This is a genomic window from Sphingomonas sp. (genome assembly GCF_035998645.1).
GTDB lineage: Bacteria > Pseudomonadota > Alphaproteobacteria > Sphingomonadales > Sphingomonadaceae > Sphingomonas.
This window is the reverse complement of sequence record NZ_DASYHL010000004.1, coordinates 533,355-553,982: the sequence shown is the minus strand read 5'-3', so window position 1 is coordinate 553,982 and position 20,628 is coordinate 533,355. Positions and strand designations below refer to the sequence as shown.

20 protein-coding genes are annotated in these 20,628 nt (G+C 66.6%); 11 read left to right on the top strand and 9 right to left on the bottom strand.

Annotated elements, in window-relative coordinates:
* Positions 1-105: 105 nt before the first annotated feature.
* On the bottom strand, positions 106-552 hold the full coding sequence (locus VGN66_RS12060; protein ID WP_327519056.1) for a cupin domain-containing protein: 447 nt from the start codon (positions 550-552) through the stop codon (positions 106-108).
* A gap of 25 nt (positions 553-577) precedes the next feature.
* Here VGN66_RS12060 and dapE point away from each other — a divergent pair, with 25 nt between their 5' ends.
* Positions 578-1,699: a succinyl-diaminopimelate desuccinylase gene (gene dapE / locus VGN66_RS12055; RefSeq protein ID WP_327519055.1), complete on the top strand. Its 1,122-nt coding sequence runs from the start codon at positions 578-580 to the stop codon at positions 1,697-1,699.
* A 174-nt stretch (positions 1,700-1,873) separates the two neighbouring features.
* On the opposite strand, the gene VGN66_RS12050 is transcribed toward dapE, so the two are convergent.
* From VGN66_RS12050 to VGN66_RS12035, 4 genes are all read right to left on the bottom strand, one after another.
* The gene (locus VGN66_RS12050; RefSeq protein ID WP_327519054.1) at positions 1,874-3,550 is read right to left on the bottom strand and encodes a putative bifunctional diguanylate cyclase/phosphodiesterase; all 1,677 of its coding nucleotides are present in this window, start codon (positions 3,548-3,550) and stop codon (positions 1,874-1,876) included.
* A gap of 70 nt (positions 3,551-3,620) precedes the next feature.
* Positions 3,621-4,208: a Smr/MutS family protein gene (locus VGN66_RS12045; protein WP_327519053.1), complete on the bottom strand. Its 588-nt coding sequence runs from the start codon at positions 4,206-4,208 to the stop codon at positions 3,621-3,623.
* Positions 4,209-4,211: 3 nt separating this feature from the next.
* Complete coding sequence (locus VGN66_RS12040; RefSeq protein WP_327519052.1) at positions 4,212-5,477, bottom strand: murein transglycosylase A; 1,266 nt, start codon at positions 5,475-5,477, stop codon at positions 4,212-4,214.
* 17 nt (positions 5,478-5,494) lie between these two features.
* The gene (locus VGN66_RS12035) at positions 5,495-6,139 is read right to left on the bottom strand and encodes a Tim44/TimA family putative adaptor protein (protein WP_224922801.1); all 645 of its coding nucleotides are present in this window, start codon (positions 6,137-6,139) and stop codon (positions 5,495-5,497) included.
* A 176-nt stretch (positions 6,140-6,315) separates the two neighbouring features.
* Here VGN66_RS12035 and secB point away from each other — a divergent pair, with 176 nt between their 5' ends.
* The 4 genes from secB to VGN66_RS12015 all read left to right on the top strand — a co-directional run bounded on the left by secB (position 6,316) and on the right by VGN66_RS12015 (position 11,189).
* Positions 6,316-6,816, top strand: a complete 501-nt coding sequence (secB, locus tag VGN66_RS12030; protein ID WP_327519051.1) for a protein-export chaperone SecB — start codon at positions 6,316-6,318, stop codon at positions 6,814-6,816.
* Positions 6,817-6,948: 132 nt separating this feature from the next.
* Positions 6,949-8,514, top strand: coding sequence for a murein biosynthesis integral membrane protein MurJ (gene murJ, locus VGN66_RS12025; RefSeq protein WP_327519050.1), 1,566 nt, complete (start codon positions 6,949-6,951; stop codon positions 8,512-8,514).
* Positions 8,515-8,531: 17 nt separating this feature from the next.
* A complete protein-coding gene (gene trpS / locus VGN66_RS12020) occupies positions 8,532-9,542 on the top strand; it encodes a tryptophan--tRNA ligase (protein ID WP_327519049.1) in 1,011 nt (336 codons plus the stop codon).
* A 78-nt stretch (positions 9,543-9,620) separates the two neighbouring features.
* Entirely contained in the window at positions 9,621-11,189 is a 1,569-nt protein-coding gene (locus VGN66_RS12015; protein ID WP_327519048.1) for a tetratricopeptide repeat protein, read from the top strand.
* On the opposite strand, the gene VGN66_RS12010 is transcribed toward VGN66_RS12015, so the two are convergent.
* On the bottom strand, positions 11,186-12,559 hold the full coding sequence (locus VGN66_RS12010) for a glutamate--cysteine ligase (RefSeq protein ID WP_327519047.1): 1,374 nt from the start codon (positions 12,557-12,559) through the stop codon (positions 11,186-11,188). The two genes, VGN66_RS12015 and VGN66_RS12010, sit on opposite strands and share 4 nt — an antisense overlap.
* 486 nt (positions 12,560-13,045) lie before the next feature.
* Here VGN66_RS12010 and VGN66_RS12005 point away from each other — a divergent pair, with 486 nt between their 5' ends.
* Positions 13,046-14,062 (top strand): hypothetical protein, encoded by a 1,017-nt coding sequence (locus VGN66_RS12005; protein ID WP_327519046.1) that lies wholly within the window; start codon positions 13,046-13,048, stop codon positions 14,060-14,062.
* 230 nt (positions 14,063-14,292) lie between these two features.
* Here the strand turns inward: VGN66_RS12005 and VGN66_RS12000 are convergent, their stop codons facing one another.
* Positions 14,293-15,036 (bottom strand): 16S rRNA (uracil(1498)-N(3))-methyltransferase, encoded by a 744-nt coding sequence (locus VGN66_RS12000; RefSeq protein ID WP_327519045.1) that lies wholly within the window; start codon positions 15,034-15,036, stop codon positions 14,293-14,295.
* Between VGN66_RS12000 and VGN66_RS11995 the strand changes: the two genes are divergently transcribed.
* The 4 genes from VGN66_RS11995 to VGN66_RS11980 are packed head-to-tail and all read left to right on the top strand — an operon-like array spanning position 15,035 to position 18,292.
* The gene (locus tag VGN66_RS11995; protein WP_327519044.1) at positions 15,035-15,223 is read left to right on the top strand and encodes a hypothetical protein; all 189 of its coding nucleotides are present in this window, start codon (positions 15,035-15,037) and stop codon (positions 15,221-15,223) included. The two genes, VGN66_RS12000 and VGN66_RS11995, sit on opposite strands and share 2 nt — an antisense overlap.
* Positions 15,216-16,133 carry a 4-hydroxybenzoate octaprenyltransferase gene (gene ubiA / locus VGN66_RS11990; protein ID WP_327519043.1) on the top strand — a complete coding sequence of 306 codons (918 nt, stop codon included), beginning with the start codon at positions 15,216-15,218 and terminating at the stop codon, positions 16,131-16,133. Before VGN66_RS11995 ends, ubiA begins: the two co-directional genes overlap by 8 nt.
* 31 nt (positions 16,134-16,164) lie before the next feature.
* Complete coding sequence (locus tag VGN66_RS11985; protein ID WP_327519042.1) at positions 16,165-17,511, top strand: TldD/PmbA family protein; 1,347 nt, start codon at positions 16,165-16,167, stop codon at positions 17,509-17,511.
* Positions 17,504-18,292: a 3'(2'),5'-bisphosphate nucleotidase CysQ gene (locus VGN66_RS11980; RefSeq protein WP_327519041.1), complete on the top strand. Its 789-nt coding sequence runs from the start codon at positions 17,504-17,506 to the stop codon at positions 18,290-18,292. The genes VGN66_RS11985 and VGN66_RS11980 overlap by 8 nt, the downstream gene beginning before the upstream one ends.
* On the opposite strand, the gene VGN66_RS11975 is transcribed toward VGN66_RS11980, so the two are convergent.
* Entirely contained in the window at positions 18,282-18,995 is a 714-nt protein-coding gene (locus tag VGN66_RS11975) for a hypothetical protein (protein WP_327519040.1), read from the bottom strand. The genes VGN66_RS11980 and VGN66_RS11975 overlap by 11 nt on opposite strands.
* Before the next feature lie 6 nt (positions 18,996-19,001).
* Positions 19,002-20,210 carry a toxic anion resistance protein gene (locus VGN66_RS11970; RefSeq protein ID WP_327519039.1) on the bottom strand — a complete coding sequence of 403 codons (1,209 nt, stop codon included), beginning with the start codon at positions 20,208-20,210 and terminating at the stop codon, positions 19,002-19,004.
* A gap of 156 nt (positions 20,211-20,366) precedes the next feature.
* Here VGN66_RS11970 and VGN66_RS11965 point away from each other — a divergent pair, with 156 nt between their 5' ends.
* Positions 20,367-20,534, top strand: a complete 168-nt coding sequence (locus VGN66_RS11965) for a hypothetical protein (RefSeq protein ID WP_327519038.1) — start codon at positions 20,367-20,369, stop codon at positions 20,532-20,534.
* Positions 20,535-20,628: the final 94 nt, after the last annotated feature.

Genomic DNA, 20,628 nt, shown 5'->3' with positions numbered 1-20,628 from the left:
GGGGAGGGGTTGGGGGTGGGGCAGTGCGGGTCTCACCGAGACCGTCGCATATAGAGGATAGGCCCCACCCCAACCCCTCCCCTGAAGGGGAGGGGCTAGAACCGCTTAAAACCCTCTCCCATCCTTCCGCTTGAACCCGACGCCATCCTCCAGATGCATGTCGATATCGGGATAGTGGCAGTCGCTCGCCGCAGCGCAGCCGATTGCCACGAACACGCAGTCGGCGTCGCTGCGGTTCTGCAGGACATGGCCGTTGCCATCGCCCTTGGGGAAGGTGGCAACATCGCCGGGGCGCATGACATGCTCACCCGCATCGTCGACCAGCACTGCCTCGCCCGCGATCATCACCACCAGCTCGTCCTCGCCCTCATGCCAGTGGCGATGCGCGGACCATGCGCCGGGTTTCAGCGTCACATGGCTCGCGCCGAAATCGGTGAGGCCGGATGCGGGGGCGAGGCGGCGGTACCAGCGGCCCTGCACGACATCGGCATATTCAGCCGGGTAGCCGGTCGCGTTGGTCTGCGGGATTGTGTCGAGGTCGAGCTTGGGCAAAGGAGCCTCCATTGAAGGAGCGAATATGCCCGATGTCGTCGACCTGACCAAGGCGCTGATTGCCGCGCCCAGCATCACCCCGGCGCGGGGCACCGTGTTCGATGTGCTGGAGGCGGCGCTGGTGCCGCTCGGCTTCGACGTTGAGCGGTTCGTGGCGGGTGAGGCCCCCGACGGGCCGGTCGAAAACCTGCTGGCCGTGCGCAGCGTCGGGCCGGGGCCGCATTTCGCCTTTGCCGGGCATCTCGACGTGGTCCCGCCGGGCGAGGGTTGGGCGTCCGGCGCGTTCGAGCCGGAAGTGCGCGGCGACCTGCTCTATGGCCGCGGCGCGGTGGACATGAAGGGCGCGATCGCGGCGTTCATGGCGGCGCTCGCCCCCCTCCCCGCTTCCGGCACCGTCAGCCTGATCATCACCGGCGACGAGGAAGGGCCGGCGACCTACGGTACACTCGCGATCATGGATCGGATGGCGGCGCGCGGGCTGACCCCGGACCTGTGCCTTGTCGGCGAGCCAACCTCGGCGCATCGGCTGGGCGACACGATCAAGATCGGGCGGCGCGGATCGACGGTGATCGATATCGAGGTGCCGGGGCGGCAGGGGCATGTCGCCTACCCGCATTTGGCCGACAATCCGGTCCCGCGGCTGGTGCGCGCGCTCGCAGAGATCGACGCGATCGTGCTGGATGAGGGCACCGACTGGTTCCAGCCGTCGAACATCGAGGTGATCGACCTGGAGGTCGGCAATCCCGCGACCAACGTCATCCCCGGCCGGGCCAAGGCGCGCATCTCGATCCGCTTCAACGACCAGCATCGCGGACATGACCTGATCGCGCGGGTGCAGGATATCGTCCACGCGCACGCCCCCGCCGGCATCGTACGCGGCCGCGTCTATGGCGAAGCGTTCCTGACGGAGCCGGGCGCGCTGTCTACGCTCGTCGCCGATGCGATCCGCGCGGAAAACGGGGTCGAGGCGGAGCTGTCCACCAGCGGCGGCACGTCCGACGCGCGCTTCCTGTCGCGGATTTGCCCGGTGGTCGAATTCGGCCTGCTCAACGCGACGATGCACAAGCTGGATGAGGCGGTCGCGCTGGACGATCTCCACGCGCTGACGCGGATTTATGCGGGGGTGCTGGGGCGGGTGTTCGGGTAGCCCTCACTCCTCTCCCTGAAAGGGAGGGGTCGGGGTGGGTGCGCGCGTCTGCGCGCTCAGAAGACTCAAACCCGTGCGGCAAAACAGCGGCAATCGCGGCATCGAGCCTCGCTTGCCGCTAAACCCACCCCTTGCCCCTCCCTTTCAGGGAGGGGAATTTGATTTAGGCGGGGTTTATGCCCGCAGCGCCAATCGCGGCGCGGCGCTCGCCCAGTCAAGGAACGCGGCCTCGGGCATCGGCTTGGCGATGACATAGCCCTGCAGGATGTCGCAGCCGATCACGCGCAGCACTTCCAGCTGCGCCTCGGTCTCGATCCCTTCGGCCACCACTTCGCAACCGATGCCGTGGATCAGGCCGATCACCGCATGCGCGATGGTCCGCGCCTCGGCATTGGTCGCGACATTCTCGACCAGACTGCGGTCGAGCTTGACCCGGTCGAGCGGCAGGTCACGCAGGCGTGCAAGGTTGGAATAACCGGTGCCGAAATCGTCGACCGCCACCGTCGCGCCATCGCTACGCAGCGCGGCGATCGCATCGATCACCTCGCGCGAGCAGTGCATCGCCAGCGTTTCGGTAATTTCCAGCTCAAGCAGCCGCGCGGGAGCACCGGCGGTCTGCATCGCTTCGCGCAGGCGGCGGAAGAAGGCGGCATGGTCGAGCTGACGCGGGCTGATATTCACCGCCATCCGCTGCTCGATCCCCATCTCGCCCCAGCGCGCGATCGTCGCGGCGACATGTTCGACCACCCAATCGCCGATCTCGACGATCAGGCCGGTCTCTTCGGCGCGGCCGATGAAGCTGCCGGGCAGGCACAGCCCACGCGTCGGATGCTGCCAGCGCAACAGCGCTTCGGCGGCGACGATGCGGCCGTCGCCCGCGCTGATCTGCGGCTGATAGACCAACGTGAACTGGTTGCGCTCGACCGCCATGCGCAAATCGCTTTCGAGGAGCGCGCGTTCGGCAATCTCGTTGGCGAGCTGATCGGTGAAATGTTCGGCGCGGCCCCGGCCCCTCGCCTTGGCGTGGTACATCGCCGCATCGGCGGCGCGCATCAGGTCGGTCAGCGACGAACCGTGCTCGGGCCGGATCGCGATGCCGACCGATGCGCCGATCGACACTTCCTGATCGGCCAGATCGAACGGCTCGGACAGCGCGAACAGGATACCGCGCCCGACTCGGTCGGCGTCGCGGACATGGCCCAGCTCGGGGAAATAGATGGTGAATTCATCGCCCGACAGGCGGCCGATCAGCGGCTGGCGCGCATCGCCCTCGATCGCGAAGCGGTCGGCGACGGCGCGCAACCGGTTGGCGACCATGCTGAGCAGCTGGTCGCCGACGGCATGGCCCAGCGTGTCGTTGACCGCCTTGAACCGGTCGAGATCGATGAAGAACAGCGCCGCCATCGCGTCCTGCGGCAGCTCGGCCAGCATCCGCTCGCAACTGCGGCGGAAATGGATGCGGTTGGGCAGGCCAGTGACCGGATCGAACAGCGCCAGCCGCTGAACGCTCTCAAGATTGGTGTGCAGCTGACGGAACAGGCCGTCCATCGCATGGGCGAGCGGCGGGACGCATAGCTCCACCTCACGCGGAATTTCGCTCTGCAGGTCACCGTTGGCAGCCTGGGTCAGGCGTTCGATCGCGGCGTCGATGGCTTCGGCGGTCGAGGCAATGGTGCGCTCGGCATAGGCCCAGCACATCGCGGCACAGATGATCGCGGCGATCAGCGCGCGGCTCGCACTCGCGACGTCGAACGGTCCGCGCGTGGTCGCGGCGAGCGCAAGGATGAAGACGAACGCCCCCGCGCACAACGCGAACGCAATCGCGCGGCTTTTGAGCGAAAATCCGTCCATTGCGGTTGCGCGATCCCCCACGCCAGCCGGACCATCCGGCTTCCTGGAACGGAGGTATGCCGCGAAAGAGTTAAAAATTTCGCGCCGGCGACCGGGATCGGCGCAGCACGATATAGAGCGCGCCCTGCCCTCCGTGCCGGGGATGCGCCCCGCGCACCGCCGCAATGGCATCGGCATGGCGCGATGCCGCCAGCCAGTCGCCCACCGCCGCGCGGATCGCGCCGCGCGCATGCGGCCGTTCGGACTCGGGGCGTGGCGGCTTGCCGGTAATCAGCAGCAATACCCGGTCCCCCCGCGCTACCGCTTGGTCGAGCCCGCGATCCAGCATCGCATGCGCGCTGGCGAGCGTATGGCCGTGCAGGTCGATCGAACTTTCCGGTGCGACCAGCCCCCGCGACAGGCGACGGTCCCACCCACCATCCAGCGTATCGCGCGGCGGCTTGGGCGGGGGCGGAGCGGGCTGACGCGGCGCCGGAACCCGCCCCTTCACCCGTCGCGCGGGTTCTGGCTCAGGTGGAGGCGCAGCCACCGGTGCGGCAAAGGGCACGAGCGGTGGAGTCGGGACCGGCTTGGCCCGTGCAATCGGCGTCACGCTGGAAATCACGCGCTGCCACAGCGCCCGTTCCTCGGGCGAAAGCGCGCGCGGCGGGCGGGCCATGGATCAGTCGCGCGCGGCGCCGAGCCGCTGTAGCGTTCCCTTGGGCAGCAGCAGCCAGGCGGTCCCGCGCGCGGCCATGCCGCCGGCAATCGCGCGCGCATCGTCGCCCGCGCCCCAGAAGGTGTCGAAGCGGTTCGAACCCTTGATCGCCCCGCCGGTATCCTGCGCGATCCACAAGCCATTGGCGTCCTGTCGATCCATCGACAGGAACACCGGCGCGCCGAGCGGCACGAATTTCGGGTCGGTCGCCACCGTCGCCAGCGCCGTCACCGGAATGCCGAGCGCGCCCAGCGGACCCGCCCCGGTCAGTTCGCGGAAGAACACATAGCTCTTGTTCTCACGCATGATCGCCGTCCCCTGTGCGGGGTTGGCGCGCAGATACGCCATGATGCCCTGCATCGACGCCTGCCCGCGCTGGACCAGCCCGCGGTCGAGCATCAGCTTGCCGATGCCGGTATAGTCGCGCCCGTTCTGGCTGGCATAACCGATGCGCATCACCCCGCCATCGGGCAGGCGCAGGCGCCCCGAACCCTGGATCTGCAAAAAGAACAGCTCGACCGGGTCCGCCGCCCAGGCGATCTCCAGCCCGCGCCCGGCGAGCGCACCCTGCTCGATCGCGGTGCGGTCGTGATAGGGAACCAGCTTGGTCCCATCGACGCGGCCGCGAATCGACTTGCCCGCCAGCGTGTCGGTGAAGCCGCCCAGATCGACGTCGATCAGATCGGACGGGCGGGCATAGACCGGCACTTCATAACCCGGGCGACGCGTGCGCGATCCGGCGATCTCGGGCTCATAATAGCCGGTTGCGAATGCCTTGCCGTCGGCGACCTGCACCGTTTCGAAGTAACGCGCGAAGAAGGTCGCCGCATCGCGATCCTGCGTCGTGCGCGCGGCGTCGCAAGCAGGTTGCCAGTCCGCGCCACGCGTCAGGCCTGTCGCATCGGTGCGGCGCACCAGCGTCGCGCAGCTGAGCTTGAACGCCCCCAGCGCACGCGCTGCAGCGGCCATCGTGATCGGCAGATCCTCGACCGCCGGCCCTGCGAGCAATCCGGCGGCTGCGGCGGTGGTGACACCGGTCGGGACCGGTGCGGCAGGTGCCGGGGTCAGCGGCGTGGCGGCCACCGGCTGGCGCACCGGAACGCCGCCGCTCGACGGTGCAGGCCGCGCGGGCGCCGCGCCACCCGTGGCGGGTCGACTCGCCGGAACCACTCCGGACGAACACGCGCCCAACAGCGCGGCGCAAGCCGCTACTCCCCAAGCGCGCATCATGTCCCCCTTATGACCGATCAAACTTCGTCGGTGTCGCTGAGCTTCCAGTTCGGATCGCCGCTGCCGAGCGTGCGGCTGAACGTCCAGGAATCATGCGTCTGCACCGCGTCGCTCATCGATCCGGCGATCACGGTACCGTCCTTGTCGCGGGTGATCGCGGCAATGTCGGCGTCGAACCGCACGGTGATGCGTGCCGCGCGGCCATCCAGCGCGATGTCCGAGATCACTGCGCGTTCAATCCCGATCAGGCGGTTGTCGAGCGTCTCGCCGGCAGCATCACGCGCGTCGATCGCGGCGATGAAGCTGTCGCGCACCTCGGCTTCGACCAGCCACTCGAGCGTCTCGCGGTCGCCCTTCCAGAATGCCTCTAGGATCATGCGATAGGCCGACTTGGCGCCCTCAACGAACTGGCCGACATCGAACGACGGATCGGCGGCGACAAGCGCGCGCAGGCCGGATTCGGCGCCGCTCTCCAGCGGGCGGGGACCAGCGTCACGGACTTCGGCCGGCATATCGATGGTGCGCGGCATCTGTGGCGCGCCGACGCGCTCCTCCGCCGGTTTCGGCAGGGGCTGCTCATGCCCGGTGCGCTTGCCCAGCACCGAATAGAGGCGGAGCGCGAGGAACGCGGCAATCGCCGCAAACAGGATCACTAGATACACGTTGGCACCTTCTTTCTCTCCCGCAACATAGGCGGGAACACGTCGGGTTTCAAATCCGCGATTGCGCGCCGTGCACGCCCGTTGAAACGGGCAAGCGCCCCTGCTAGTCGCGACCGTCATCGCAACGCGGGTAGCCGCGACAAATATCCCGAACACGCAAAGGAAGTTTCACGACCATGGATACGCCCGACACCGCAGCTCCTCAGGCGAACGGCGCCGATACCGCCCCGTCGGTCGGCGTGATTTCGCAGTATATCAAGGACTTCTCGTTCGAGAATCCGAACTCGCCGGCGATCTATCAGATCCAGGGCCAGCCCGCATTCGACGTTCAGTTCAACATCGGCGCGGCCGAAGTGGCGCAGGACGTCCATGAAGTGACGCTGAAGATCGACGTGCGCGCCACGATGGAAGAGCAGGTCGCGTTCATCGTCGACCTGTCCTATTCGGGCCTGTTCGCGATCCGCAACGTGCCGGACGAGCATCTGCAGCCCTTCCTGCTCGGCGAAGCGCCGCGCCTGCTCTTCCCGTTCGCGCGCCGCGTGCTGGCCGATGCCGTCCGCGACGGCGGCTTCCCGCCGCTGATGCTCGAGCCGATCGACTTCAACGGCCTCTACGAACAGCAGCGCGCGCAGCAGGATGCACAGAACCTGCTGGGCGGCGAGGCCGGCCAGGCGTAACCGTCTGGTGCGGCACCGGCCCGCTCCCCCACTCGGTCACCCAACGCCAGTATCCTATGGGTGGCCGGGTGGGGGAGCGGGCCGGTGCCGCACATGCGCCGTAAGGCGCATCATAAAAGAGGGCGGGCACGCATGAATCTCGTCAAGGCACTCGGGTCGATCGGCGGGTTGACGCTCGTCAGCCGGGTGCTGGGGCTGGTCCGCGATTCGCTGTTCGCCCGCTATGTCGGCGCGAGCTTCGCGTCCGACGCCTTCCTGATCGCCTTCCGCCTGCCCAATCTCTTCCGCGCGCTATTCGCCGAAGGGGCGTTCAGCGCCGCCTTCGTGCCGATGTTCAGCAAGAAGGTCGGCGAAGCGGGTGGCGACACCAAACCGGCGCTGTCCTTTGCGGAGGAGGCGCTGTCGGTCCTCTTGCCGCTCCTGATCCTGATCACCGCGGTGATGGAGATCGCCGCATTTCCGGTGGTGTGGGCGCTGTCGGGCGGGTTCAACGACGCGAGTGCCGGCGAGTTCGCCTATGCGGTCGAGCTGTCGCGGATTACCTTCCCCTATCTGCTGCTGATCAGCCTCGTCTCGCTGCTCGGCGGTATCCTCAATTCGCTCAACAAATTCTGGGTCAATGCCGCAGCACCAATCCTGCTCAACGCGACGCTGATCGTCGCCTTGCTGTTCTTCCACACCGACGAAACGCTGCTGACCGCGCGTAATCAGGCGATTGCCGTCACCGTGTCGGGTGTGCTCCAGCTGCTATGGCTGATCCTCGCCTGCCGCGCTGCTGGCGTGAAGCTGCGCCTTCGCCTCCCCCGCCTCACCCCGGACGTGAAGAAGCTGCTCAAGCTGATCGGCCCGGCGGCGGCGGGTGCGGGCGCGTATCAGATCAACCTCGTCATCTCGACCGCGCTTGCCGCCAGCCTGCTGGTCGAGGGGTCGGTGTCGTACATCTATTATGCCGACCGGCTGAACCAGCTCCCGCTCGGCCTGATCGGCATCGGGCTTGGCACCGTGCTGCTCCCCACCATCGCGCGCCAGCTGGGTGCGGGGAATGACGGCGCGGCGATGCACACGCAGAATCGCGGGATGGAGCTGGCGCTGTTCCTCACCCTCCCCGCCACCGTCGCGCTGGTCGTGTGCGGCGTGCCGATCGTCGCGGCGCTGTTCCAGCATGGCGCGTTCACGCCCGAGGACAGCCGCGCCACCGCGCAGGCGCTCGCCGCCTTCTCGGTCGGGCTGCCCGCCTATATCTTGGTCAAGGTGCTGACTCCGGGCTTCTACGCGCGGTCGGATACCAAGACGCCGGTGCGCTATGCGATGATCTCGATCGGCATCAATCTGGCGCTCAACCTCGCCCTGATCGTCCCGCTGCGCCACATGGGCCCGCCGCTCGCCACCGCGATTGCCGCCTGGGTCAATGTCGTGTTGCTCTACCGCACCTTGGTAAAGCGCGGCCATTTCGACGCCGATCCGCAATTGCGCCGCCGCGTGTGGCGGCTGGTCGGTGCGGCGGCGGCGATGGGCGCGGTGATGTTCTTCCTCAACGACCTGTTCACGCCCTATACCAGCGGCACCTGGACGATCCGCACGGCGGCGATGATGGTGCTGGTCGGCGCAGGCTGCATCGTCTACGCCGCCGCCTGTTTCGCAACCGGCGCGTTCCGGCCGAGCGACATCAAGTCGCTGGTCCGCCGTAAAGCCACCTGAACCTTGGACACCTGAACATGCGCGTCGTTTCCGGCATCAAGCCCACCGGCAATCTCCACCTCGGCAACTATCTCGGCGCGATCAAGCAATGGGTGGGCATGCATGCGGAGGTCGAGGCGGCGGGCGGCGAGTCGATGTACTTCATCGCCGACCTGCACGCGCTGACCGAGTGGAGCGAGCCCGCCGCAATCACCGACAGCACGTTCGAGGTGACCGCCGCGATGATCGCCAGCGGCATCGATCCCACGCGCTCGATCCTGTTCAACCAGGCGCGCGTCCCCGCGCACAGCGAGCTCGCCTGGCTGCTCAACAATGTCGCGCGCGTCGGCTGGCTCAACCGCATGACCCAGTTCAAGGACAAGGCGGGCAAGAACCGTGAGGGCGCGAGCGTCGGCCTGTACGACTATCCGGTGCTGATGGCCGCCGACGTGCTGCTCTATCGCGCGACGCATGTGCCCGTCGGCGAGGACCAGAAACAGCATCTCGAGCTGGCGCGTGACATCGCCGCCAAGTTCAACCTCGACTACAAGACCGACCTGCTGCTCGAACCCGAACCGCTGATCAGCAAGGCCGCGCCGCGCATCATGTCGCTGCGCGATGCGACGCAGAAAATGTCCAAGTCGAACCCGTCCGAAGCGGCGCGGATCAACCTGGTCGATGACGACGACGCGATCGCCCAGAAATTCCGCAAGGCCAAGACCGACCCCGAACCGATGGGCGAAACCTGGGACTCGCTCAAGGACCGGCCCGAGGCCAGAAACCTCGTCACCATCTTCGCCGCACTCGCCGACCGCACGCCTGACGATGTCGTCGCCGAATATGCCGGGCAGGGCTTTGGCAGCTTCAAGCCCGCCCTCGCCGATCTTGCCGTCGCAAAACTCGGCCCGATCCGCGACGAAATGGTCCGCCTGATCGCCGATCGGGCCGCGGTCGATGCCGAACTGCGCAAGGGCGCCGAACGCGCCGCCACCCTCGCCGCGCCGCTGCTGCGCGACGTGCAGCAGGCGATGGGGTTGCGCATCGGCTGAAGCCGGTGCGGCGAACCCCCGCCAAGATGTCAGGCTTTGTCTCTGGCATAGGCGCAGCGCGGTGATAGTCTGGTGGGCATGCGCGCTCTTGCTCCGCTCCTGCTCCTCGCTGTCCCCGCCCTGGCCACCGAACGCGCGCCGGTGCCAAGGGGTGCCAGCGCGGATCGGCTACAGGCCGCACTCGACGCCTGTCTCAGGGCCGCTCCAGCAAGCGACCGCTGTTTCGCGCTCCAGCTTGCCCGCGCCCGCACCTTGCTCGCCACCGACCCCGCCGCCGCGCACACGCTCGCCCAAGCAGCCCGCAGTGCCGTCGCGGACGCGCACGACGCCGCGGAAAACCGCGTCGCCCCGCTCGATTTCCGTCGCCGCAACGGTACGATCACCCCCGCCGATGCCGCCGCACTTGTGCGAGGCGAGGAGCAGGTCCGCCGACTGTGGATCGACCTTGCCGAGGCGAGCGAGGTACTCGGCGACGCGGCCCTCGCCTCGGGCCGAATCTATCGCGAGGCCGCCGAGAATTATGACAGCACCGTCGCTCTCCTCGAAGAACATGGCCGGGGCGATGCCGACAAGCGCTGGCGATTGCGCGCCAAGGGCAAACACGCCGCGGCGTTCACTGACTCCCCCTCCCCCGGCGAGGGGCAAAAGCCCGCGCGCGAAGCCTATGACGAAGCGCTGGCCGCCTATGGCCCGGCAGACCCACTCACCGTATCGCTGGCGCTGACGCTTGCCGACTCGCATACGCAGCTCGGTCGGTTCGACGCGGCCGAGCCGCTCTATCGCGATGCGCGTGCGCGACTGAACGATCCGGCCGCCCGGCTCGATGCCGATGCGCGCATCATGCGGCTGTTCACCCGGATGGACCGCCGCCAGGAAGCCGAAGCGCTGGGTAGAGACCTCCTCACCCGCCTCGCTGCGACCCGCGCCGATCCGCTCCAGTCCGCACGCGTCTATCTCGATCTCGCCACGGTCGTCGCACCCGAGGAGGGGCTTCCGCTCGCCAGCAATGCGCTGGCGCTACGCACGCAGCGGCTGGGCGAGAAGCATGTCGACACCGCCCGCGCACAACTCGCCATCGCGACGCTGCTGGAGGCGCTGGGCCGTTACGCCGAGGCAGAGCCGTTGCGGCGCACGGGGGTGTGGGCATTACAAGGCAAACTCTTTGCCCAACACCCTGAAACCGCCACCGCCTGGCTGCGCTATGGCGAGAATTTGCTGCTTCAGGGCAAACTCAAGGAAGCCGCCGGGGCGCTGCGCTCGGCCGAGTTCTCGGTGCGTGATTCCGTCGGAGAGACGCACCCCCAATATGGCCGTGTGCTGCTGTTGACCGGCATGACGCAACTGCGTCAGGGCGACCCGCAATCGGTCGGGACGATTGAGCGAGGCCTCGCGATCATCCGCGCCGGCCTCGCGCCGACGCATATCGACCGGGTGCAGGCCGAATTAACGTGGGGGATGCTGAAGCTGATGTTCGGGGACGCCGCGACGGCGCTGTCGCAATTCCGCGCGGTCGGACGGGCAGGACTCGAACGCGCCGCCGCCTTCGCCGACTATGGCGCCGCGGCGCAGCGCGAACTCAAGCAATTCTCGGGCGTCTATACGCTTCAGATCCGCGCTGCGTGGCAGCTGGCGGCGACGAAACCCTAGAACTTCGTCTCTGCGTAAATCCGGCTGACATCGCCCTGCCACTCGCCATGATAGCGCTCCAGGAGCCGCTCCGCCGGCACCTTGCCGCTGCGCACGATATCGCGCAGCGGGTCGAGGAAGCCGCTCTCACTGTCCCCCGCCGAATTGAGCCGCGCACGCGCCGTCAGGCCCGCCCCGGCGATGTCGATCACCTGCCCCGCAATATCGCGCAGCGTTCCGCCACCCGGCAGCGGCGCGTCGAGGCCGAGCCGCGGCACGCTGTCGCGCAGCTCCTGGCGCCCGGCCATGTCCCAATCCTTAACCAGATCCCATGCCGCATCGAGCGCGCTCTGGTCGTAGAGCAGCCCGACCCAGAACGCCGGCAGCGCACAGATCCGCCCCCACGGCCCGCCATCGGCGCCGCGCATTTCGAGGAAGGTCTTCAATCGCACTTCGGGGAAGGCGGTCGACAGATGGTCGGCCCAGTCGTCGATCGTCGGCTTCTCGCCCGGCAGGACCGACAATTCGCCCTTGAGGAAGTCGCGAAAACTCAGGCCCGCCGCGTCGATGTACCGACCCTCGCGGTAAACAAAGTACATCGGCACATCGAGCGCATAGTCGGCATAGCGCTCATACCCGAACCCATCCTCGAACACGAACGGCAGCATGCCGGTCCGCGCCGGATCGGTGTCTGACCAGATATGCGAACGGTACGACAGCATGCCGTTCGGCTTGCCTTCGGTGAACGGCGAATTGGCGAACAAGGCGGTCGCCAGCGGCTGCAGCGCCAGCCCGACGCGGAACTTCTGCGCCATGTCCGCCTCGCTCGCATAATCGAGGTTCACCTGAATCGTGCAGGTGCGCAGCATCATGTCGAGGCCGAGGGTGCCGACACGCGGCATATGGTTCAGCATGATGCCGTACCGCCCCTTGGGCATGATCGGCAGCTCGGCGCGCGTCTTGTCCGGCCACATGCCAAGGCCAAGAAAGCCGATGCCCAGCTTCTCGCCCACCGCCTTGACCTGCTCCAGATGGCGGCCCGTCTCGGCGCACGTCTGATGCAGATTGTCGAGCGGCGCGCCCGACAGCTCCAGCTGCCCAGCAGGCTCCAGGCTGACATTGCCGTCCGGCCCGGCCAGCGCGATCACATTGCCGCCCTCTTCGACCGGCGACCAGCCAAACTGGGTCAGTTCCGCCAGCAGGTCGCGGATCCCGCCCGGCTCGTCATAGCTTGGCGCGTGATTGTCCGCAGTGGCATAGACGAACTTCTCATGCTCGGTGCCGATGCGCCAGCGCTCCGCCGGCTTCTCGCCCCCGGCGAAATAATCGAGGAGCGCCTGACGGCTCTCGATGACAGGCGCGTTGCTGTTTGAAACCGTCTTTGTGCTCATCGCGCGCATTTAGGCGCGCGAAACGATCTGCGAAAGGGGGGATGAAACACCCAAATCGGGATGGGAGATGCGGCGATTGAACTGCATGCCGCCCCGCGCTTCCTACCATGACGCCATTGACCTGGCCCCGCCCCTCTTAGTGGCCGCTCACGAACGGCAGCGATCAGGACAAGGGGCGGTGGCGCTAAAGGTCCACAAATGGGCGGTTAGCTGCCATAACTAGCGAGTGCTAAAGAGCCATGGCAGCATCGCTGTTGATCCGAGTTGATTCTCAACAAACTGGTAGTCGGGGCACGATTGGCAACCCGGCCATTCCATGCATTGCCGACGGTCTCCCGGCTGCAATTTACCTCGCACAATAAAAGCCGGATTGATAATTTAGAGCTGTCTGTGTTTGTCAGTTATTAGCAGCTAGTCCTATGGTAGCTTCCACTCGCTTAACAGCGGAGGAAAGATGTGCGGGTTGAGGTTCGGGCATTATGGATCTTGATGCTGCTGTTGCTTTACACGGCGCCTTCACTTGCCGCTGCTATGCCGGTGCCAAGGGGAAATGGCGGTGCTCCCGGTCACGCCGCAGGTGATATTGACGGGAGTGATTTGTCGCTCAAGTCGAAGCAATGCGAGGCCAGTCCAGATCACGATGGCTGCATCGATTTGCTTTATGCGCTTGCACAGACGGAGGAATCACGAGGCGAACTAGAGATCGCCGAGCGCCATGCCAGTTTTGCGATTACAACCGCTCACCAGCAGGGCGGGTTTGCGCGGCCGGATATTGAAAAGTTCTATATTTTGTTGGCCACGATTGTCGCAGTCCAGGGACGAACGGATGAAGCCGAATTTATGATGATGGACGCAATCGCTGCCGGCCGGGCAAGAAAGTGGCAACCCGAGCGGATCGGCAAGCTCAATTGCCGCGCTGGAAAGATTTTGGCGGATTCGCTGGCGCACGATCGTGCCATGCCCTTGTTCCGTGCCGGGTTAAAGATGACATCGGCTGCGCTAACGAACAAGCATATCGATTATAGAGTTTGCGGACTGTGGGCGATGATGTCCTTTTACCGTCAAGGGCGGCTGGATATCGCAACGGAGATTGCCACTGTTCTAATGGAAAATAAGAGTCAAGATGCAGCGCAATTTGAGATCTACTCCGGCGTGTTATTGGTTTCGGGCCACGTGTTATTCAAATCCGGGCGTAATGATGAGGCCGAAAGGGCTTTGCGCACCGTTTTTTTAATGGAACGCACTTCGAGCGCTTCGACCTCTTTTATAGACAGCGCGATTACGCTATCGGCGATATTGGTACGACGACAAGCCGCGATCGGCGAAGCTCGCACTATCAGCATCGCGGCGGAGCGAGTGATCCTAAACCAGCTCAGGCAAGAAAAGTTTGATAAGCGCGCCGAAGTTATTCTGCGCCGTAACCGGCACGTCTTCGAAACGCGAGTGCGCGTCAACTGGGCCGCTGCGCAGGCTGGAACTGAACTGGTGCAAGGGCCGCCGTAGCCGGACTACCCGCGCATGAGGGAACGAAGCACGGCGGTCCGCTTTTGCGGCTTACGGTCGATGGCGGTCCACGATCCATCGCACAACGCGACTGAGGTCATACTGCAAGCAGGGCAATGTACTGATAGTCCGCAATGGGCCGGAAGCCGACAGACGGCTTTTGGTGGCAGACTGCCCCAATCCGACCATGCGATACGGCACGCGGGCCGCCGCCGCACTCGCTTGAACGCTCACCAATCCCCCGCCGCGCCCATCCACAGGCTCACAGCCGCAGCCGCCGCAGTCTCCGCGCGCAATATCCGCGGCCCCAGCGAAATCCCCACTGCCCCCGGCACCGCCCGGATCGCGTCGCGCTCCTCGGCGTCGAAGCCGCCCTCCGGCCCCACGAGAATCGCCGCCGGGCCGGGATGCGCCTTCATCGCCTCCAGCGCAGGCGCGCCGCCGGTTTCGTCGGCGAAGAACAGCGTCCGCCCCGCCGGCCAGTCGCGCAGCAGTGCCGCCAGCTTCACCGGCTCGGCGAGATCAGGCAGCGCGGTGCGCCCGCATTGCTCCGCCGCCTCGACCATATGCGCGCGCAGCCGGTCGAGGTTGAGCTTGTCCACCACCGCGCGCCGGGTCAGCACCGGCGCGACGCGTGCGACGCCCAGCTCGCACGCCTTTTCCACCACCCAGTCGATCCGCCCCTTCTTGATCGGCGCGGCGCACAGCCACAGGTCCGGCACCGCCTCGCGCTCACGCAGCTTCTCGCGGATCTCCAGCACGACGTCGCGCTTGCGCACCTCGCTCGCGACGCCCAGCCATTCGCCGGTCGCGTCGTCGAACAGCTTGACCGGGTCGCCGACCTTCAACCGCATCACGCTGGCGAGATAATGGCCCTGCTGGCCGTCGATGCGGCGGTGCTCGCCCTGCGTCAGCGCGGGTTCGACGAACAGGCGCGGGGTCGATTGCGGCGGCCAGGCGGGGGTGGCGATCATGGCCGAGCCATATCGCGCCCCAAATGGTTCGTCACCCGGCGTCTTTTCGCTGTCCTACAAGCGCCCGCTTGTGGCAGCAGGAAGCATGACCGAAACGGCCCCCGCCCCCTGCCTGACACTGCGCCTGACACCGCGCATACAACCCATGTTTTTTGTCAGCTTTGTTGTCAGTTTCGCGCATGACTGACCCCGCGCAGATCGTCCCCGATACCGAGCATCGCGGCCTGATGGCGCTGCTGCCAGCCGCCGCGCGCCCCTATGCCCTGCTCGCCCGGTTCGACCGGCCGATCGGCTGGTGGCTGCTGTTCTGGCCCGGTGCCTGGGCAATCGCGCTGTCCGGCGGCGCGGTCGAGCGCTGGGATCTGATCCTCTGGTTCCTGCTCGGCAGCATCGCGATGCGCGGTGCAGGCTGCGTCTATAACGATATCGTCGACCGCGACCTCGACCGTCAGGTCGCCCGCACCCGCAGCCGCCCGCTGGCCAGCGGCGCGGTCAGCCTCAAGGCCGCGTGGCTGTGGCTCGGCTTCCTGTGCCTGATCGGCCTCGTCGTGCTGGTTCAGCTCAACCCCTTCGCCGCCGGCATCGCCGTCGCCAGCCTCGCGCTGGTCGCCGCCTACCCCTTCATGAAGCGGATCACCTGGTGGCCGCAGGCATGGTTGGGCTTGGTCTTCTCCTGGGCTGCCTTGGTCGGCTGGGCCGCCGTCGCGCGCGAACTCCCTTTGCCCGGCCTGCTCCTCTATGCCGGGTGCATCGTCTGGGTGATCGGCTACGACACGATCTACGCATTGCAGGATGTCGAGGACGATGCGCTGGTCGGCGTCCGCTCCTCCGCCCGCCGCCTGGGCAGCAATGTGAAGGTCGGGGTCGCGATCTTCTACGCCCTCGCCCTAGCCCTGTGGAGCGCAGCCTTGTGGCAGGTCCGCCCCGATCCGCTCGTCCTCGCCGCGCTCGCCCCGATGGCGCTGCACCTCGTCTGGCAGGTCGTGACTTTGGTCCCGGCAAACGGCGCCAACGCGCTCCACCGCTTCCGCTCGAACCGCAATGCCGGGCTGCTGATGTTCGCCGCCTGTTTCGTCGTGGGGACCACCGCCTTTTGACCTTCGCCCCTGCACTTCCTAGATCGCGTCGATGCTGACCCCCGATCAAGCCCGTGACCGCGTCCACGACGCCATTGCCCGCGCCACCCGCGCCGGCGCCGACGCCGCCGATGCGATGCTCTCTGCCGGCGAATCGCTGTCGGTGTCGGTCCGGCTCGACGCGCTCGAGGATGTCGATCGCGCCGAGCATCTCGAACTCGGCCTGCGCGTCTTTTGCGGCCAGCGTTCGGCGAGCATCTCCACCACCGACCTGACCCCCGCCGCGCTCGACATCCTCGCCGAACGCGCCGTCGCAATGGCGCGTGAGGCGCCCGAGGATGAATGGGCCGGCCTCGCTCCGGTGGAGCGGCTGATGCACGGCGATGTGCCACAGCTCGACCTGGACGACGGCACATTGGGCGATCCCGCCGCGCTCAAGGAAACCGCCCTCATCGCCGAACGCGCCGCCCGCGCCGTCCCCGGCGTCACCAACAGCGAGGGTGCGGGTGCCAGCGCCAGCCGCAGCATCTGGGCGCTCGCCACCAGCCACGGCTTTGCCGGTGCCTATGCGTCGTCGAACCACAGCATCTCGGCCAGCGTCCTTGCAGGCGACGCCGGCGCGATGGAGCGCGATTACGACTATCACAGCGCCCGCCACGCCGCCCGGCTCGATTCCGCCGAGGACATCGGCCGCCGCGCAGGTGAGCGCGCCGTTGCCCGCGTCGGCGCAGGGCGGGTCCGCGGCGGCGCGATGCCGATCGTGCTCGACCCGCGCGTCGGATCCAGCCTGCTCGGCCATTTGAGCGGCGCAATCTCGGGCAGCGCGATCACCCGCAAGACCAGCTTCCTGCTCGAAGCGATGGGCACCCGCATCTTCGCACCTGGCATCGACATCATCGACGACCCGCACCGCCCGCACGGCCTGCGCTCGCGTCCGTTCGATGGCGAGGGACTGCCGGTGTCGCCGATGACATTGGTCGCCGACGGCATGCTCGAAACCTGGCTGCTCGACAGCGCCGCCGCGCGCCAGCTGGGCCTCGAGCCCACCGGCCATGCGGTGCGCGGCGTCGGCGGCGCGCCCAGCGTGGGGCCGAGCAACCTCTACCTCGCCAATGGCAAGACCCCGGTCGCGTCGCTGATCGCCGACATTGACTATGGCATCTATATCACCGACCTGATCGGTCAGGGGATCAACCTCGTCACCGGCGACTATAGCCGCGGCGCGGCGGGCTATCTGATCGAGGGCGGCGTCATCACCACGCCAGTCAGCGAGTTCACCGTCGCGGGCACGCTGCAAGCGATGTTCCGCGAACTGGTCCCCGCCAACGACCTGAACTTCCGCTATGGCATCAACGTGCCGACACTGCGGATCGACGGGATGACGGTGGCCAGTGGCTGACGATCTCGCCGCCGCCGTCAGCGCCATCGCGGCCGAGGCGGGTCGGCTGGCGCTCGGCCGCTATGGCACCGACGTCGAGAAGTGGGAGAAATCGCCCAACAATTTCGTGTGCGAAGTCGATCTCGCGGTCGACGAACTGCTCCGCAACCGCCTCTCCGCCCTCCTCCCCGACGCCGGCTGGCTGTCGGAGGAAACCGCCGACGACCTCGCCCGCCTCTCCTGCCGCCGCGTCTGGGTGGTCGATCCGATCGACGGCACCCGCGATTATCTGCGCCAGCGCCCCGGCTGGGCAGTCTCGGTCGCACTGGTCGAGGATGGCCAGCCGGTGATCGGCGTACTCGACGCCCCGGTGCGCGGCGAACATTGGCTGGCGGTGAAGGGCCAGGGCGCGATGCGGAGCGGCACGCCGATCGCGGTGTCGGACCGCACCGACCTGACCGGCGCGCGCGTTCCCGCCGACGATCTCGCCAAGGTCGACCGCCACCTCGTCACGGTCGACAAACCCAACTCGATCGCGCTGCGCATGGCGATGGTCGCCGCGGGAGACGCCGATCTGCTCGCCACCTTCCGCTGGGGCGCCGACTGGGACATCGCCGCCGCCGTGCTGATCGCGCGCGAGGCCGGCGCGACCGTGACCGACGCACTGGGCAAGAAAATCCGCTTCAACACCCCACGCGGCGAGAGCTTCGGCCTGCTCGCCACCACCCCCGCCATCCACGCCGCCGCCGCCGACCACCTGCGGCCACGGGCGGTGGAGGCACTGGGCAAACCTATCCGCTGACCTCATCATCGCCGCGATAGCGGATTTGCAGATACCGCCCCCGCGTCGCCAGCGCATCGAGGTCGCCCTGCGCGAGTTGCGCCGACATCTGCGAAATCTCCTGATCGATCAGCGCAAGGCCATCGACCAGCTGCTTGTCCGGCGACTGACCGAAGCGATCGACGCCGCGCAGATTGTCCGGCACGCGCTGATAGCCCTTGATCAGCTCGGGCAATTGCTCGCCGACCAGTTTGCGGACTTCTGCCGCTGCGGGCTCGGCTTCGTTGAGCGTCTTGAGCTGCCCCGCCAGCACGTCGAGCTTCATCCCGATCATATCGACCAGCGGCATCGCCGCGCCCGGCAGGCTGGGCCGCTGGCGATCCAGCCATTCCTCGGTCTGGTGCGGGAGCCTTGCCAGCGGCGCTTCACCGAACTTTTCCGGCGCAACTTCACGGCTGGTCGGCGCGAGCCCGAAGAACAACGTCACCGCGATCAGCGCCGCCATCACCAACAACGCGCCGCCCATGCCGAGCGGAATGAACCAGCCGACCACGATCGCGCCGATCAGGATCGCACCGACCGCCGCAGCGATACGCCCGATCCGCCCGAGAATCTCGGCCTCACGCCGCTTTTTCGCGCGCGAACTCAGCGTCGTATAGCGCTCGCGCGAGCGGTTGAGGACTTCGCTCGCGCGGTCAATCTGGCGGTCAATCTCGGTCGGCACGGGTGTTTACAGAGCCTCCAGCTTGAATGTGTCGTTGGCGCCGCCGATCTGGTTCTGCGCCGCACCCTCGGCCCGGGCGATATAGCCCTTGGACTTTTCGACCTCGGTCGACAGCACGTTGACCGTGGTCTTCATGTTATCGAGCGCCTTCACCTTGAACGTGTCGATCGCGTCCATCGTGTCATAGATATTCTGGAACGCGCGCTGCAGCGTTTCGATCGGGATCGTCGCGGACGCCGCCTGTTCGTGGATGCGGCCGGTATTGTCCTTGAGCAGCTTGCCGGTCGAATCGATGATGTTCGCGGTCGTCGTGTTGAGCGCGGTAATCTGGTCGAGCACCAGCCGCTGAGCCGTAAGGGCTTGGGCCACCGTCACCGCAGTGCGCAGCGCGCCGACGGTCGTGGTGCTGGCGCGATCGACGCCCTTCACCAGCTCGACATTGTTCTTCTTGACCAGATCGAGCGCGAGATAGCCCTGCACCGTCACCGCCATCTGCGTCAGCAGGTCCTGCGTGCGCTGGCGGGTGTAGAACAACGCGGTCTCGCGGATCGCCTTGGCCTTGGCCGGATCGCTGTGATCCAGCTCATTGGCCTTATCCTCAAGCCGCTGATCCATCTCCTTCGAGATATAGATCATCTGCTCGAGCCGCCCCATCGCCGCCCACAGATTCTGCCGCTCCACATCGATTGCGGCATTGTCCATCAACAGCTCGTCCTTGCCGGACTGCAGGCTCTTGAGAATCGCGGAGATATGCCCCTGGCTCGACTTGTAGCTGTCGAAATAATTGCGCAGCGAATTGCCGAACGGGATGATGCCGAACAGCTTCTTGCGCTGAGTCAGGCTGCCTTTCTTGCCGGGGTCGAGATCCTCGACCACGCGGCGCAGCTCAGCCAGGTCCTTGCCGACGCCGACATCCTTGTCCATCGCGCGCACCGGGCGGTCGAGAAAGCGGTTGGACTGGCCCGCCGCGTCGCGGATCTCCTTCGATCCCATCGCGGTGATCGCATCGACGCGCTTGCCGAACTCGGGCGAATTGACGTCCTGCGCGACGAGGTCGTCGATGAAACCCTCGACCCGGGTCACCAGTTCGGACTTCTTGCCCTCATCGACGGGCACCAGTCCCGACATTTTCTCGATCGGACGTTCCTTCAGCGGCTCGGGCGCGGTCAGCACCAGATCGTCAGTCTTTTCGGCAGTCGCAGTCTCGGTCGCCATCCCATCCCTCCAGCGGTTCTCCCCTAGATGAACGGGAACCGCGTTGCCTTCAAGTGTATCGCAAATATAATACACGTGGTTTATCATGCAACCGACCGTGATTGTCAGTGGTTGGTGGCAAACAGGCTGTTAACGTCTTGGCCCTACGGAGGAGTCATGGAACGCAGGCTCAGGATGATGATCGCCGGTTCGATCGCGGTGTGGGTGCCGGTGGCTTCGGCCGCCGATGCGCGCCCCGTCGCAGTCGATCTGGGGAAAGTCTATCGCCTGAAAGCCCAGCCCGCGAAGGATGCGCCCCCCGTCATGGAGGATCATGCGCGCTAGCCTGGTTGCGGTACTTCTGACCGCACTCGCCGTCCCCGCTTCGGCATCGCAAGCGGATCTTTGCCAACAGACTTATGGGCAGCGCGCGTGCTCG